The organism is Paenibacillus sp. JT31N17 (assembly GCF_056269255.1).
In genome coordinates, this window is the sequence record NZ_JBWDNP010000001.1 from 1,782,023 (window position 1) to 1,797,608 (window position 15,586).

11 protein-coding genes are annotated in these 15,586 nt (G+C 53.8%); 2 read left to right on the forward strand and 9 right to left on the reverse strand.

Going from position 1 to position 15,586, the window contains the following annotated elements:
- Positions 1-162: 162 nt before the first annotated feature.
- From dgoD to AC0YOB_RS07500, 5 genes are all read right to left on the reverse strand, one after another.
- Entirely contained in the window at positions 163-1,296 is a 1,134-nt protein-coding gene (gene dgoD / locus AC0YOB_RS07480; protein ID WP_475792234.1) for a galactonate dehydratase, read from the reverse strand.
- Positions 1,297-1,397: 101 nt separating this feature from the next.
- Positions 1,398-2,186, reverse strand: a complete 789-nt coding sequence (locus AC0YOB_RS07485; RefSeq protein WP_475792235.1) for an SDR family NAD(P)-dependent oxidoreductase — start codon at positions 2,184-2,186, stop codon at positions 1,398-1,400.
- Positions 2,187-2,216: 30 nt separating this feature from the next.
- Entirely contained in the window at positions 2,217-3,539 is a 1,323-nt protein-coding gene (locus AC0YOB_RS07490) for a carbohydrate ABC transporter permease (protein WP_475792236.1), read from the reverse strand.
- A 28-nt stretch (positions 3,540-3,567) separates the two neighbouring features.
- The gene (locus AC0YOB_RS07495) at positions 3,568-4,476 is read right to left on the reverse strand and encodes a carbohydrate ABC transporter permease (protein ID WP_475792237.1); all 909 of its coding nucleotides are present in this window, start codon (positions 4,474-4,476) and stop codon (positions 3,568-3,570) included.
- A gap of 84 nt (positions 4,477-4,560) precedes the next feature.
- On the reverse strand, positions 4,561-6,027 hold the full coding sequence (locus AC0YOB_RS07500) for an extracellular solute-binding protein (protein ID WP_475792238.1): 1,467 nt from the start codon (positions 6,025-6,027) through the stop codon (positions 4,561-4,563).
- 121 nt (positions 6,028-6,148) lie between these two features.
- Here AC0YOB_RS07500 and AC0YOB_RS07505 point away from each other — a divergent pair, with 121 nt between their 5' ends.
- Together AC0YOB_RS07505 and AC0YOB_RS07510 are read left to right on the forward strand one after the other, a co-directional pair.
- Entirely contained in the window at positions 6,149-8,077 is a 1,929-nt protein-coding gene (locus AC0YOB_RS07505) for a cache domain-containing sensor histidine kinase (protein ID WP_475792239.1), read from the forward strand.
- On the forward strand, positions 8,058-9,656 hold the full coding sequence (locus tag AC0YOB_RS07510) for a response regulator transcription factor (protein WP_475792240.1): 1,599 nt from the start codon (positions 8,058-8,060) through the stop codon (positions 9,654-9,656). The genes AC0YOB_RS07505 and AC0YOB_RS07510 overlap by 20 nt, the downstream gene beginning before the upstream one ends.
- Positions 9,657-10,809: 1,153 nt before the next feature.
- On the opposite strand, the gene AC0YOB_RS07515 is transcribed toward AC0YOB_RS07510, so the two are convergent.
- The 4 genes from AC0YOB_RS07515 to AC0YOB_RS07530 form a co-directional block, all read right to left on the reverse strand.
- Positions 10,810-11,577 carry a collagen-like protein gene (locus AC0YOB_RS07515; RefSeq protein WP_475792241.1) on the reverse strand — a complete coding sequence of 256 codons (768 nt, stop codon included), beginning with the start codon at positions 11,575-11,577 and terminating at the stop codon, positions 10,810-10,812.
- Between the two features lie 1,024 nt (positions 11,578-12,601).
- Positions 12,602-13,012 (reverse strand): hypothetical protein, encoded by a 411-nt coding sequence (locus AC0YOB_RS07520; RefSeq protein ID WP_475792242.1) that lies wholly within the window; start codon positions 13,010-13,012, stop codon positions 12,602-12,604.
- A gap of 368 nt (positions 13,013-13,380) precedes the next feature.
- Positions 13,381-14,109 (reverse strand): DUF4386 domain-containing protein, encoded by a 729-nt coding sequence (locus AC0YOB_RS07525; protein WP_475792243.1) that lies wholly within the window; start codon positions 14,107-14,109, stop codon positions 13,381-13,383.
- 362 nt (positions 14,110-14,471) lie between these two features.
- Positions 14,472-15,578, reverse strand: a complete 1,107-nt coding sequence (locus AC0YOB_RS07530; RefSeq protein WP_475792244.1) for a glycoside hydrolase family 172 protein — start codon at positions 15,576-15,578, stop codon at positions 14,472-14,474.
- Between the last annotated feature and the right edge of the window lie 8 nt (positions 15,579-15,586).

Below are 15,586 nucleotides of genomic sequence, written 5' to 3' on the forward strand. Positions count from 1 at the left end.
TCCTAGCGCTCGCAACATTCTGATGAACACGAAAGCTGCTTGTGCACGAGTCGCTTCCCCATTCGTCAGCTCCCGAACTTTCGCAATACCTTCCTCTGTCCTGTATGGCTTCGGGTCTTTCCGCTCCTTTGAATGCGACGGCTCCGCCTTCTTCCAGCTCGCCTACCATTCGGCGAACGAGCCGTCGTCGTAAGCCAGTCTCGGCGTATCCCAATCGCCGCCGTAGCCGCGTTCGATCAACGCTTCCTCGTTGATCTCGATGCCGAGGCCCGGGCCTTGCGGCACGGCGATATTGCCGCCCTCGACCACAAACGGCTGTTTCAGGTAGCCTTCGCCGAGGTCCCACTTCTCCGCCATGGACGGATGCTCCTGGATGAGGAAGTTCGGCGTGCAGGCGTCGAGCTGGAGGCAGGAAGCGAGCGAGATCGGCCCGAGCGGGTTGTGCGGGGCCACTGTTGCATAGTGCATCTCGGCCATCGCCGCGATTTTGCGGCCCTCGAAGATGCCGCCGGCATGGCACAGATCCGGCTGGACAATGGCGACGGCGCCTTTCTCCAGCGCCTCGCGGAAGCCCCAGCGGGTGAACAGCCGCTCCCCGGTGGCGATCGGAATGCTCGTCGACTGAGCGACGCGAAGCAGCGCGTCCACGTTCTCCGGCAGGCACGGTTCCTCGATGAACATCGGGTAATACGGCTCCAGGGCGGCCGCAAGCCGGATCGACATCGCCGGGCTGACTCGCCCGTGGAAATCAATGGCGATGTCGAGACCGCTGCCGGCCGCTTCGCGGATGGCCGCGAACTTATTCGCCACGTTCTCCACGAACGCCAGCGTGTCGACCTGTCGCACCGGCGCGTCGACGCCGATCTTGATGGCGGTGAAGCCCGCTTCCATTCGCTTCTTCGCGTTCGCCGCGATCTCGTCCGGCGTCGCCCCGCTGCAGTGGCTGTACATGCGGATGGTCTCGCGTACTTTGCCGCCGAGCATTTCGTAGACGGGCATGTTGTAGAACTTGCCCTTAATATCCCACAGCGCCTGCTCGATGCCGCTGATCGCGCTGACCAGCACCGGGCCGCCGCGGTAAAAGGTGCCCCGGTACATGATCTGCCAGTGGTGCTCGATGCGCAGCGGATCTTGGCCGATCAAGTAGCGCTTCAGCTCTTCCACCGCTGTCGCGACGGTAAGCGCACGGCCTTCGACGATCGGTTCTCCCCACCCGTTTATCCCTTCGTCTGTCTCGATCTTCAGAAACAACCAGCGCGGTTTCACATGGTATAGCTTCATATCGGTGATTTTCATAACGATCCGTCTCCTCCTGCGTTTCACTTGGATTCGTACTGCGTCGCCTGCCGTCATCCGTTTACCGGTCACTTATGCCGCATTCTCGGTTTCGCTTCCGTCTAGCCTTTATCCGCCCATACCGGCAGCAGTGCGCCGCCGTCCATGTATACCGTCGTGCCCGTCATATAGCCCGCTTTGTCGGAAGAAAGGTACACGGCCGCCTCGCCGACCTCGTCCGTCGTGGCGAATCGGCCGAGCGGAATACGCGAGGCCACGCCGGCAATGCGCGCGCGCACCTGCTCATCCTTCGGCTCGCCGAGCAGGGTGTAGCCCGGCGCGATGCCAACGACGCGGATGCCGTAGCCGGCCAGGTCAAGCGCCATGTTCTTCGTCAGCTTGTTGACCGCCGCCTTCGCCGCGGCGTACACCGTCGCGTTCGACCACGTGCCTTCCGCATGGTTGGAGCTGATATGGATGAGCGCGCCTTTCGTCCCCTGCTCCGCCATGATGCGCGCCGCCCGCTGCGAACAGAAGTAGAGCCCCTTCAAATCCGTGTTCATCACTTCGTCGTACAGCTCCGGCGTAGTCTCCAGAAACGGCTGCATCCGCGTAATGCCGGAATTCGCCACGCTCACGTCCAATCGGCCGAACGCCGCGCGCGCGCCGTCGTACAACGCGTCCACGCCTTCAATCGTCGAGATATCCGCCTGTACCGATTCGGCGCGCACACCGATGGCCCGAATTTCCTGCACGACAGCCTCCGCCTTCTCCGCGCTGCGGTTGTAATTCACGCAGACATCATAGCCAGCTCTCGCAAATGCCAGCGCGATGCCTCTGCCGATGCCTCTGCCGGAGCCCGTAACCAATGCTACTTTGCGTTCCATATTCCATCCCTCGCTTCCTCGCACTGTCGGCCGCGACCGCAGCCGCAACTGCTGTTATCCTTTCAGCCCCGTAAACGACACGCCTTTCTCGATCAGCTTCTGGCAGGAAATAATAATGATCATAAGCGGGATGGTGGCGATGACGAGACTGGACATAATGACGTTCGCTCCCATGCTCTGCCGGTTCTGAAAATCGTTCAACGCGACCGTGAAGGTCCACACCTGCGGCGATTTCGCCACGACGAGCGGCCACAGGAATTCGTTCCATACGGCGATGAACGTCATGACCGAGACGACCGTGAAGATCGGCGTGGACATCGGAATGATGATCCGCCAGAAAATATGAACCTCCGAGGCTCCGTCGATTCTCCCCGCCTGAATGAGCTCGCCCGGCAGCTGATCGAAGAACCCCTTGAACAGGAAGATCACGATTCCCCACGCGGTATGCGGCAGAATAATGCCCCACAGCGTGTTAACCAAATGCAGCTTATCCATCGTCAAGTAAAGCGGAACGAGGATCGCCAGCTCCGGAATCATGATTGTCGCGACGAAGAAAAGCGTTAGCCAGCCGCCAATGCGCCTGCGCACGAGATGGGCCAGCGCATAGCCCGCCATGCCGCCGATCAGCAGCTGGGACACGATCGTCGCGCCCGTCACGATCACGCTGTTCAGCAGGAAGTGCTGGAAGCCGTAAGCGTTATCATCGCCGCTTGCCATCTGCCAGAGCACGATATAATTATCGAACAGCCGCTTCCAGTCCCCTGACTCTGAAATCGTTTGCAATTCTCCTTTGATGACCTTGGATTCCAAGATCAGCCGCTGGACCGTGCTCGCCGTCTCCGGCAGCTCAGCCGGGACCGTCATTGCTCCGTTATACTCAGCTCCGCCGGATCCGGGCATGCGGAATTCAGTCAGGCCCCGCTCGCGGATTTGCGGCAGCTTGATCCGCATCGTCGCGTCCGTGGCCAGCTGGGTCGGCACGATTTGCGGCCGTCCGATCGTGAAGTTGTACGCAGGCATGTATGCTATATATACGACATGGCCATCCTTGATTCCTGTCACGCGCATGGAGCCGATCGCTTCGTTTTGCATTTTTTTCCACGTGAACCAGATCGCCTCCATGGCGTCCAATTCGAGCTCTTCCGGCTTCTGCAGCTTCGTGCCGTCGTAATTCAAGGTAATGTTGACGGACTTGGGCACTTTCGGGACCCAGGTCGGCGGAAACTTGTAAATGGAGATGTTGTCCTTCATCGACGAGCTGATCATCCACAATAACGGAATGACGGAGACGATGATGAAAAACGCGGCGACCGAATAGGAAACGATTTTGACGGATAAAGCGCCGCGCTCCCTTATGCGTTTGTTCCGTGCAGCCATGGCTGGCTCCTTCCCGGCAGGTTCAGAGTCATTCCCTGCCCGACATTTTGATTTGTGCGTACGTAATGAGCGCGATGATGAAGAACATCACGAAGGAGACGGCGCCCGCCACCCCGAAGCGGAACTCCTTGAAGGAGCTGTCGAAGACGAGCATGGACAGCGTTCGCGTGCTGTTCGCCGGCCCGCCGCCGGTCATGATGTACATCGGGTCGAACGTCAGGAACACACCGGAGATGAACGCCACGAACTGGATGCCGATAACGAATTTCAAGCTCGGGAAAACGATGGCGGACATCCGCTTCCAAGGTCCGGCGCCGTCGATTTTGGCCGCTTCGATGTTCTCCGCCGGGATGCCCTTGAGCGCCGAGTAATAGATCAGCATGCTGAGCCCGGTGCCGAACACGCCGGGAAACACGATCGCCCATTTGGCCATGTGCGGGTCGTTCAGCCAGCCGTAAGGACCAAGCCCGACGAAGTGCAGCAGGTAATTCAGCAACCCGTAATCCGGGTTGTACAGCCACTTCCACAGCAGGTAGCCGGCGACCGCCGGAACCGCCGTCGGCAGCAGGTACAGGACGCGGATCGTCTTGTTCGCCGTCGTGACTTCGTTCAGCAGAATCGCCTGCATGATCGGAATCCAGAACGTCAGGATGAAATAAATGCCGAAGAAGGCGAACGTGTTCTTGAGCGCATTCCAGAATTCGGTCGAATGGATCAGGTACGCATAGTTGTCAAGCAAGACGAAGCGTCCCGGGGGATCGATGACCTTGTAGTCGAAGAAGCTCATGTAGACCGCTTGAAACAATGGATAATATTTGAATATCAAAAAAGCGAGCACCGCCGGGGTCAGGAACAATATCGGCGTCCAGGCAATCTTGAAGCGGAAGCCGGGCTTTGCTCGCAACGGCGTTCCCGGCTGCTGCAGGGCTGTTTTCATTCTCGTCCGCATCCTTTCGCGTGAAATTGGTGAGCGGAGCCCTCTGCGGCCGCCTGGCCCCGCTTCAAGTCTCCGCTCCGGTATTTATTTCTTCACGGATGCGTTGTACGCATCGACGACTTCCTTCTGCGCGGCCGCCTGCGCTTCCGCGAGCAGCGCCTCCGGATCAGAATTCTCGTCGGTCAGCGCCTTCTGGACTGCTTTGACCACGTACGGCGTCAAGCGTTCCTTCAGGAAGTACTCCAGATGGGTATTGGCTGCCGCCTTGTTGACGTTGTCGATCAGCTCCTGCGAGACGTTCTCCGCGAAATCCGCCGGGTTCACGTCGCTGCGGACCGACAGCAGGTTCGGGAATATGCCGTTGTCGGACTGGAATTGCAGGTATTTCTCGAGCACTTCCTTGGAATTAATGTAGGTGATGTACTTCCAGGCTGCGTCCTGTTTCTCCTTGGACGTCTTCGGATTGATGATCCAGTACGCGCCGCCGATCTGGCTAGGGCCTTGGCCGGAGGGACCGACCGGATACGGCGCGAAGCCGACGTCCGCGAGATCCATGCCGTTCGCAGCGTAATCCCCGAAGCCGCTGGACGCACCGTTCGACATCGCCGCGCGTCCCTGGAAGATATCGTTCATGTTGTCCTGGTAGCTCTGCAGCACGTTGTTCTGCACGATTTTGTGCTTCCACTTCAGATCCTTGTAGAATTGCAGCGCCGTAACGGACGGCTCTTCCGTGAAGGCGAGCGTCACCGTACCGTCGTCGTTCAGATGCGTCAGGTCGCCGCCCGCCTGCCAGACGTAATACTCGAACCACCAGTCCGCCCATTCCATGCCGAGCAGCGTGATGCCGTACTGTTTCTTGGCCGTATCCGTGAGCTTGATGCCGTCCGCGACCAGTTCGTCCCAATTTGCCGGCGGCTTATTGGGATCGAGCCCCGCGGCCGTGAACATCTTCTTGTTGTAGAACAGCCCCGTCGCGTACATGTCATGCGGAATGCCGTACACTTTGCCGTCGATCGTGCCGGCCGTCATCGAAGAAGGAATGAATTGATCCTTATCCGCATATCCGTCCCAATAAGGCGTCAGATCGAGCGCCAGGCCTTGGCCGACCCAGTCGCCGATGATCGGGAAATGCGCCGATTGATAGGCATCCGGGCCGTTGCCGCCGACCATCGACGTCACGAACACCTCGCGGTCGTTTGTGCCTTGCGGCATCGTCTCGTGCGTGACCTTGATGTTCGGATTCGCCGCTTCGAAGCCGGCCTGGATTTCTTCCCATACCGGTTTGTTCGGATCCTCGGGCTGCGGCTGGTCCCATACCTTGATCTCGACCGTGCCGCCGGCATCACCGGCACCCGCATTCGCCGTTCCTTCGTTCGCCGCCGCGTTCGTGCCGGCATCCGCATTGACAGCCGCCGCGCCGTTATTGCCGTCCATGCTGCCTGTGTTCGTGTTGGAGCCGCCGCTATTGCCTCCGCAGGCTGTAACCGTTAGCGATAAAGACAGGATGATTGCCGCGAACGCCCATCTTCCAAGCCGATTTTTGTTCTTCATAAGTTGGCTGCCTCCCTTATGGTAATCATTCACAAATCAAGTGTATAATTTGATGAGAGCGCTTTCTATATAATTTTGTAACCTCTCTTTAGCAATATTCTAAGCTCTGCCGTCCGCTGCTTTGCCGCCGACAGGAATAACCTCCCGCCTGTCGAATACCAACCCTGACCCGCACCGTGTCTATGAAGGAGGGGATCGCCTGGATCATCGATGGCTGAGATTGGGAAGGCCGCGCACCGTTCAATTCCGCAGCAAGCTGATTCTCTCTTTCTTCGTCGTCATCGGCTTGACCGCGCTCATCATGGGTTACTCCTACTACCGGATCATGCAGAGCGAGCTGCAGGCCTCCACCCTGGACGGTCTGGAGAAGATGACGGAGCAAACCGCCGATACCTTGAAATTGCACTTCAAGACCATCAGCAATATCGGCTATAGTTATTTCAGCGACACCTCCCTGCAGAAATTCCTGAGCGGCGGGCTGCCGGACTTCGACGACCAGCAATATTACCGCAACAAGCTGGAAGGGCAGAAGCTGCAAAATCCGCTCATTGCCTTCATCAAGATCGCCAGTCCGCGCGGCGATGAATACTCCAGCTATTACTACTACAATTCCGGGGTCAGGGAGCTGTTCGAGCAAGACCAGGAGCGGCTCTTCGAGCAGGCAAAACGGCTGGACGGCTACCCGCTCTGGACGGCTTCCATCACGAAGATCAATACCTCGCGAACGCCCGTGCAAACGATCAGCTACGTCCAGCAGCTCAAGCGGATCACCTCCAACTCGCAAACGCCGATCGGCTACATCAAAATCGACATGGATCCAGCCATTATCGAAAAGGCATTCATCGGATTAAGCAACGACGACGGCAGCGCCTACTATATCGTCGACCGCCAGGGACGGGTTATTTTCGCCAAAGATCACGAGTTGAACAACGCGTCCATCGCCGACTCTCCGCTCTTCGCCGGTTACCGCGCCCATCCGGTCTCGGACCGGTACGTCGACTACCGGTTCACAAGCGGCAGCCAAATGAACATCGGCTTCTACCGCGCGCTCGGCTACGGCGATTGGCTGGTTATCGGCAGCGTGCCGCTCGACCGCATTGTGAACAAGGTGAACGCGTTCCGCAATCTGCTCGTCCTGATCGCGCTCGCCAGCTTTCTTGCGGCAATGCTGATCGGTTCCGCGATCGCCGCGGGCTTCACGAAGCCGCTGAAGGAGCTCAACAAGCGGATGAAGCAGGTCGAGAAAGGCGATTTTCAAGCGTTCATCGACGTGCGGGGCACGGATGAGCTCTCCACCATTCAGCACAGCTTCAACAAGATGACGTACGAAATCCGCTCGCTTATCCATAAAGTATACGAGACGGAGCTGCTGAAGAAGGAAGCGGAGATCAAGGCGCTGCAATCGCAGATCAACCCGCATTTTCTGTTCAATACGCTCAGCACGATCGACAGCATCTCTTCGATCGACGGCGACGAACGCATCTCGTATATTTGCCTCGCGCTCGGGGGCATGCTCCGCTATAACCTGAACGGCGGCGGGCTTGCCACGGTCCGGGAGGAGGTCGCGCATCTGAATCAGTATTTGTCCATCTACCAAATCCGATTCGGCGGGCTGTTCGTCTACGAGATCGACGTGGAGCCGGGCATTGAGGAGCTGATCGTGCCGAAGTTTCTCGTGCAGCCGCTCGTCGAGAACGCCGTCATTCACGGTCTGGAGCAGAAGGTCGGGCCCAAATTCGTGCGGGTGGCGCTGACCAGCCTGGACGAAGCGACGCTCCGGATCGACGTTTATGACAACGGCGTCGGCATGGATCCGGCCATAATCGAGCTGCTGCGCCGCAAGCTGACCGATTCCCCGGACATCGTGTCACGGCAGTCCTCCGCGCGGACGATGATCGGTCTGGCCAATGTATTCAAGCGCGTTCAGATGTATTTCGAAAGCGATCCGCAGGTGATCATCGATAGCAAGCCGGGGGCGGGAACGCGAATCTCGTTCCGGCTGCCCAAGCGAACAGGAGGAGGACATCCCGATGAAGGTCATGATCGTTGAAGACGAACCCCTGCTGCGGCAGGGCCTTATCCGCAAAATCGATTGGGAGACGCTCGGCCTGCAGCTGGCTGGCGAAGCGGGCGACGGCTTCGAGGCGCTGTCCAAGCTGGCGGTCTGCCAGCCGGATATCGTGCTGACGGACGTGCGGATGCCCGGCATGGACGGTTTGCAGTTCATCGAGCAGGCGCGGACGCAGAGCCCGCGCTTGAAATTCGTCATCATCAGCGGCTTCAATGAATTCGAATACGTGCGCACGGCGCTACAGTACAATGTCAAGGACTATCTGCTCAAACCGATCGACAAGGATAAGCTGCACGGTTTATTGGGCGACTTGTGCAAGGAGCTCCGCGAAGAACAAAAGGACGCGGCGGATCTGACGCAGCTTCACGAGCTGGGAGTCTGGATCCGGCAGAGCCATCTGCAGCCGCTGGACTTCCAAATGACCCATCTCATTTCGGAGGCGGATGCGAGATGGGACGGTCTTCCGCCCGCGATGCCGGCCTGCCGGAGCTTCGCCGCGGCTGTCGTGCGGATCCGCGGCGGAGCGGACAGCCGATTCGGCCCGGACGAAGGAACGCTGGCCAGGTTCGCCGTTCAAAACGTAATCGGGAATACGCTGCTCCCGCTCGCCAATATCGCCTCCGTCGTCTTCAAGCACGCTTATCATAAAGATGAGATCGTCGCCCTTCTCGGCTCCGAAGCCGCCTTCTCCCTTAAGCCGCTCGCGGAAGCGCTGACCGGGACCTCAGAATGGATCTCGCGCCATCTCGGCTTGACCGTGTCCATCGGCATCAGCGGGACGAAGGAAGAGCTGACACAGCTCCGGTTCGCGTATACCGAGGCACGCAAAGCGCTTCAGTACCAGCTGCTGCTTGGAAGCGGCAGCGTTTGCGCCGAAGCCGAAACAGAAGCGGGACGGCAAGCCGCGGACGCCAGCCCGCGGCTGATGGACGAGGCCGAGCGCGTCATGCCGGCCATGCTGGATGAGGGCGCATACCGTGACTTCCATGCGTATGCCGGCGGACTCTTCCGCCGTCTCGCGGAATCGCCGGATGCCCGCTACGCGCAGCTGGAATTCGTCTATGCGGAGGTGATGCGAATGCTGCGCAAGCACGCGGCGAAGCAAGGCACGGCATTGCCGGGCGCATCGGTTGGCTCGCCTGCCGCCTCTCTGGACCAGCTTTCCGGCTGGTGTGAGATTACAGCAGTAATCGACCGGCAGCTGAAGCATTTGGAGAGCATCGCCGGCAGCGGAACCGACCGTTCGTGCGACGATATCATCGCACATGTGAAGCGGCATATCGAGGAGCATTACGCGGAGGAGCTGTCGCTTCAGTGGGTGGCGGAGACGTATTTCATCCACCCGAATTATTTCTCCAAGCGGTTCAAGCTCGTCGTCGGTATCTGCTTCAGCGATTACGTTACGCGAATCCGCATGAACCGCGCCCGGGAGCTGCTTCGCACGACAACCTTGAAGATCGCGCGGATCTCCCAATTGGTCGGCTATGAGGACCAGAATTACTTCTGCAACGTCTTCAAGAAAACCGCTGGCGTCAGTCCGTCCGCCTACCGCAGCTGACAAGCGCCAGATGGAGAAAGAGCTCCGTCCCCTTCCGGGACGGAGCTCTCTTGGTATCCTCTTATTCAGCAAATCAAGACTGACATGTGCTATCGTACCCGTTACCACCATTTGGGAGCTCATTGAAGATCCGCATCGACTATCGTGCAGAAAATCGCGGGTCCAATAGTTCGGCTGAGATAAATCCCAGCTCCGATACATCCGACGAATTTAAATTAATGTTTTCTGTTAATTGTAACCCTCCCATTTTTACAGGAATTTTTGATTACTTTTAAAAGAACATTATCCACCCCTCCAGACTCAGAGACTTGTTCCGGGCCCAGATAATTACTCCAGAAATACCTTCTTACTCGGTAGCTTTCAAATGACAATCGAGTTCCTGCACCGATCCAAATTTTTGAAACCTGCCGTTCATTTTTTCAAATTCAACAACTAATTAAGTGTTTAAAGAAGCAATTGACTGCTATTTTTTTGAATCATGTCTTAAATATATAAAAATATTAAACTATTGCCATTTATTATAGATTTACAATTGGCAGTTGCCTATTAATCTGCCTATTTTTCATAGCCAAGATATTAGCGTATTTGACTACATGGTCGACTCTTGATCAGAACTGCCGGATCGTGTTCGGGCATCTACGCCGTATTGAGCGCCATGCAACTGCATAGGTCTTAGGACGTTAATCAGCGGCTCATTATATAAACCGGCTGCGACCTGTAGGGTTCCATGTGTTGCCACCGCATTAACGTCTTCTTGAATGGTAGCGAATGCTTGGTTCCAATAATCATTCCTGGACCGACGACGGTACCGGCAGGCAATCCAACCCAGTTGCTTTTCACGTATACAACCTCTGGCATTTGCTATTCTCTCCTCGAATTTGATTCTTTTTCGAATGCATAAATTATTAAAAAAATTATTTTGGTAGATTGGATAGATTTTAACACCGGCTTGCGCTGTATGCTATCGTTCCACTACTGTTGCGCGACCCTGACCACCATGAGCTTATGTGAAGATCCATAAGAGCAACCATCTTTACGATTAACCTCTTATTAGAGGTCAACCCGAAAACTGGCTGACCTCCATATACGAATGGACACCGATCGTGCAAAAGACAAACACGATGATTTACCTTACATTAGAGCCATTCATTCTCTAAGCAATTCGCGTGATAATAAGGTGTGCTGAAACAGGCCTTGTTCCTCCGGCGACAGGTGTGATGGTTAGTGCCGCGGCATTGCCTGCAGGATTTCGTACAGTGAGTATTGAATTGATGACTGACGTTTGCACAAGAGCCATTCCTACGATCGGAGAAGCGCCTGTGGCTCGCCCGACCACCGTATAGGCCAGGTCAGCGCCATCAAGAGTTAAAATCAGTTGGCCTGCCTCAGATACACTTACTTCAAACAAGACCTGATAAGTGCCAATGGCAGACAGATTAAATGTACTGTCACTCGTCCGGGTAATAGCCGTCCCACTAATAGGTCCATTTTGTGGAAAACTTACGTCTGTACCAGGAGCAACTGTCGCTGCATTATCAGGAGGCATCAATGCAAAAAAATCTGCAAAGCCTAATACTCCTCCTGCTGGACCTGTTGGTCCAACGGCACCTGCAGCACCCACGGCACCTGCAACTCCCACGGAACCTGCAGTACCTACACTACCCGCTGTACCTACAGAACCTACACTTCCTGCTGTGCCTACAGAACCGACACTTCCTGCAGCACCGACAGTTCCTGCTGTGCCAACAGCACCAGCAGCACCTAAAGCCCCTGAAGGAATATTCACCTGTACAACTTGTTCTTTGACAACAATTTTCTTGCAACAACAATTTTTCTTCAACCGGTTTTTTTTCTCAGAAGGGCGAACTATAACTGTTTTCTTTTTGCAGCCCTTTTTTCGTTTAAGTTGAGGACAACCCAATTCGAACACCTCCACATAGTTTGTTGTATACTACTCCATTTATCTATTAAAGGCATGGACATTTGTCTCACACAGCTAAACAACTATCTATTTTTTACTGAAAATAGGTCTTTGTATATGGGAGATTCATCTAGTATTCCATCCGTTTTAAATATCTTCATGAAAGTATAGGCATGAAAATCAAGTTCTTGTCATTAGCCGATGACAAGAACTTGATCCCATTTCCCGACTTATGACATGAACAATAGGAGTTTTCAACCCATTTTTCAATGAAAATAGATTAATGCCTATCAACAGCCCATCCAGTAAATAAACCAGTGTCATCGTATACAGCACATCTATCCAGGAGGTGTGCGATTTGGTTTCTTGCAGGATCCGTCGAAAACAGGGCTGCAGCGGGAAAACTGTAGTCATTCGCGCCAAGAAGAGAAAAAAGAACTTTAAAAAAGGCGAGACATCAAAAAAAACGTAAACGGGTACTATGCAAAGGAAGATTGGGTTCGGTGGGGCGGCAAGGGCCGATCGGCCCGCCGGGGTCAGAGGGAGCAATTGGACCGCAGAGTCCGATTGGGCCACAGGGATAGGCGCCAATCCAGTAACTAACCTGATTTATGTAGCCAATTTCAATCTGATACCGTTTCTGTAATAGATGGCGTAACCAACGTACCAAACCGCGACACTAATAATGTTTCTGTCATTGCCGGGTTAACCAATACGGTGATTGCCACCGTTCCGGTCTGGAACAATCCAAATGGAGCGGGGGTCGATTCTGCATCCGAATTGGTTAGGAATCCTTTTCTCTAAGATAAAACTGAAATGTTAACGGAGCTAGATAGGTTCAACTAACGCGAGGTCTTGGTATTATAAACCCTATCGGGAATCTCAGGCTTCTCTATCTCCAGACGTTAACCAAACTGGCACGATCATTCATAAACTGACCGAAATCGATTCTATCACCCTTTCCATTGCGTAAATAGTTAAAAAAGAAGCTACACGAGCTTAGCCGTATAGCTTCTTTGAAGAATTAGACCGTGGATGAGGCAAGTCCCCAGAACACTTCAGGTCCGATCCGGGATACACCAACGCCCACACTGCTTATAAAGGCAGAGTAAGTCGTTTGTGCGGCAGCGGGTGCCAATAGGTCTTGTGCTGTAAAGCTGCGTGTATTAATGCCTGCAATGCCAGCTGTGAATATGGCGGAATAAATAATGGGGTCTGTAACCAAGGCTCCGCGACGAACTTGAACAGCAATGGTCGTTCCTGCAGCAGCAGCGCTAAATCCGATTGTTCCTGTAAGATCCACAATCGGGTTCGCGACGTTGCGGGTTTGTAGACCAACAATACCAAATAACACCGGAGCCGCTGTAAGGGCAACGTTAATGGAACCGGAAGCATTTGCATTCATCGAACTGCGTTGATCAAGAAAAGTTCCCACGCTGATTTCCCCCTTTCCTAGTAAGATCATACATTCTATTCTAAGTACTCCTTAATGGGCAAGGCAAAGAATATCCTCTATTTGCGGATTTTTTAAGATTCATAGTCAACCGGCTCATAAAAAAATGTTATTAAGGAGTCTCTGAAATTACGGATGAATGTCCAAACAAATTAGTGATTACCGAATATATTATAAATTAAGGAACCCCCCTTTCCTCAGCACCTTAGACCCTCTATGGTGCTTTTAACTTTGGGGAAATCACCCACTCCCCACTATTTTGCAGCCTGGGTAGCATCTGACTCGTTGGTCAGCGGAGACGCGCAACTGGAGTCTGGATGACCAAGTGTGGCTTTTCTAGAGCATTCATCTTAATTGGATACAGAATGCTGTTCCGTTGGGTTGAATCCTTTAATAATTAGCCATAAAGCCAAAACCAATTGTTGAAAGGCTATTGGAATGTTCAACATCATGTAGGTGGCATCCAGACCGATGAAGCGAATCATAAATAATAAGCTTGCCAATATGGACAATGTAGACCCAATAAGACCCGAAACTGACAACCAACGTGGAACTGATTCTGTTTGGTAAAATATGCAGTTAAACAAGAACATAGCCAAAACAAATGCCAGTGTCGTTGCCACATGGTTTACCAAATCACGTCCTTCTCGTAACAATCCACCCAGGGTCTGAAAATACGATACATTCAGAGCTCCAACTTTTGAAAATTCGTGGCTCAATGTCAATAGCAACAGAAGAATGATTACACCAATAATAATGAACACACCCGCAATGATGCCGAAAGCAACAGATCCAAGAGCTAAACCTTTATTATGCTTACTTAAAATCGGATACATTAAAATAGGAATACCAACATATGCAACAACCATTAACAACTGGAAAAACGCCCCTATTTTTACCTTATTTTCATTTGTAGAAGCCTTTACAAGGTAGTCTGCTCCATCTATATCAGGAACAACACTAAATATACCTGCAACCAACCCGGCTATTAATAATACCCCAGTAATTACTGCAGACCTTCTGCCTGAATTTGTACTCTTCCTCAACTTTAATGAATTAGAATAATTGTTTGATGGCATATTTAACCTCCTTGTAGTACCTGCCTTTGATAACAATATTACAGGAAAAGGTAAGATAAAATAGATACTTTAGTATGGTTAGGCCGCTGTCAAGAAAGCGGACAATATAAAAATTACCCTTCCTTAGATGAATTTGTTTACCCCTCTTCAGCAGAAGTGAGTGGCATGTGTTTCCGGTTGTTTTACAACACATGACCTGAGCCTGCGACGATCCATACAGGTTCTTTATCAAGAACTTTTGACAAGAACCTGTACCGATAAAAAAAAGCCGCGCAGTTGCGCGACACCAATCCATAATATTTATTCTTACCTCTGCCCAATAAATTTTTATTTGAATTAATTATAATTAGGAAGAGTTGGCCTTACCGCGGCCAACGCTTGTTTACAGGCAGCAGCTGCGGGAATGAAGCGTGCGGCTCGGCCTGGTACCAGTATGCGACGGAAGACACATCATCCGTTCGTTCGTACAGGGCGCGGCTGTTATGGCCTATCTGCTGAATCGTAACCCGCAGCTCGCTGTCGAAGCGGATCGGGTCCATCAGATGCCAGCGATACAGACCGTGCATCGGAACGCTGTCTTCGCCGAAGATGTCGCTGCGGGTGTTGTCCTCCTTTGAGTAGAACGGATAGCCCATGTAAGGCGTGTTATAGGGGGTTTCTACAATTTTGCCGTCGCGCTTCTCATAGAAACACCAGGCTCCGCCGAAATAATCCTCCGTACCGGTGCCGCAGATCGTCGGCCATTCCACGTCGCCGTCCATAAAGAACTTGATCTCGCCTTCGCCCCACCAGTACCGCTCAAGCGCGGCCCATGCCAGGTAGGTGCCCACGTAATGGCCTTTTCCCTTAATGCCGTCCACAATTGTGTAATCCTGCGCTTCTGTCGTCATGTTCTCTCTTCGCCATTGGGCATGAAAATAGCCTGCTTCCTCCGGGAGCGCATCAACGAGCGTGTAATTGAATTGATAGAAGAAGCCTTGAATATCTCCAGCGTGCTGATTCTCCACCGTGATCTTCGCCGATTTGCGGAATGGCATCGGGAAATAGCAGTTCATGCCTCCTGTCGGGTTGACCACGACCGGCAGGGAGTTAACATTGCTGCGGGCTCCAAAGCCGTTGCAGAAGAAGTCGCCAAGCGGCGCCTCCACCGAAGGCTCCGCTTCGTCGTCCCAGTACATCCGCAGCACTAAATCCCGCAGGACGAAATACCCCTTATCCGTTCGATCGGTAACGGTAATCCAGAAATGCTGGAGAACGCCCGGCCCTGTAATCTCTGCGAGAGTTACCGTGTCTCCCTGGGCAAGCGTGATACAAGGGCGGCCTTTGCGCGCCACTCCGAGATGGCTTGCTTCTTTTCCGCCTGCGCCTGCTTCGCCCTTCGGATTCTCGGCCGAGATGGAGCGGGATTTACCGTTGGTCATTAATGGGGCGGTGGATAAACCGAAGCCTAAACCGTGATTTTGCAGCATGTTCATTA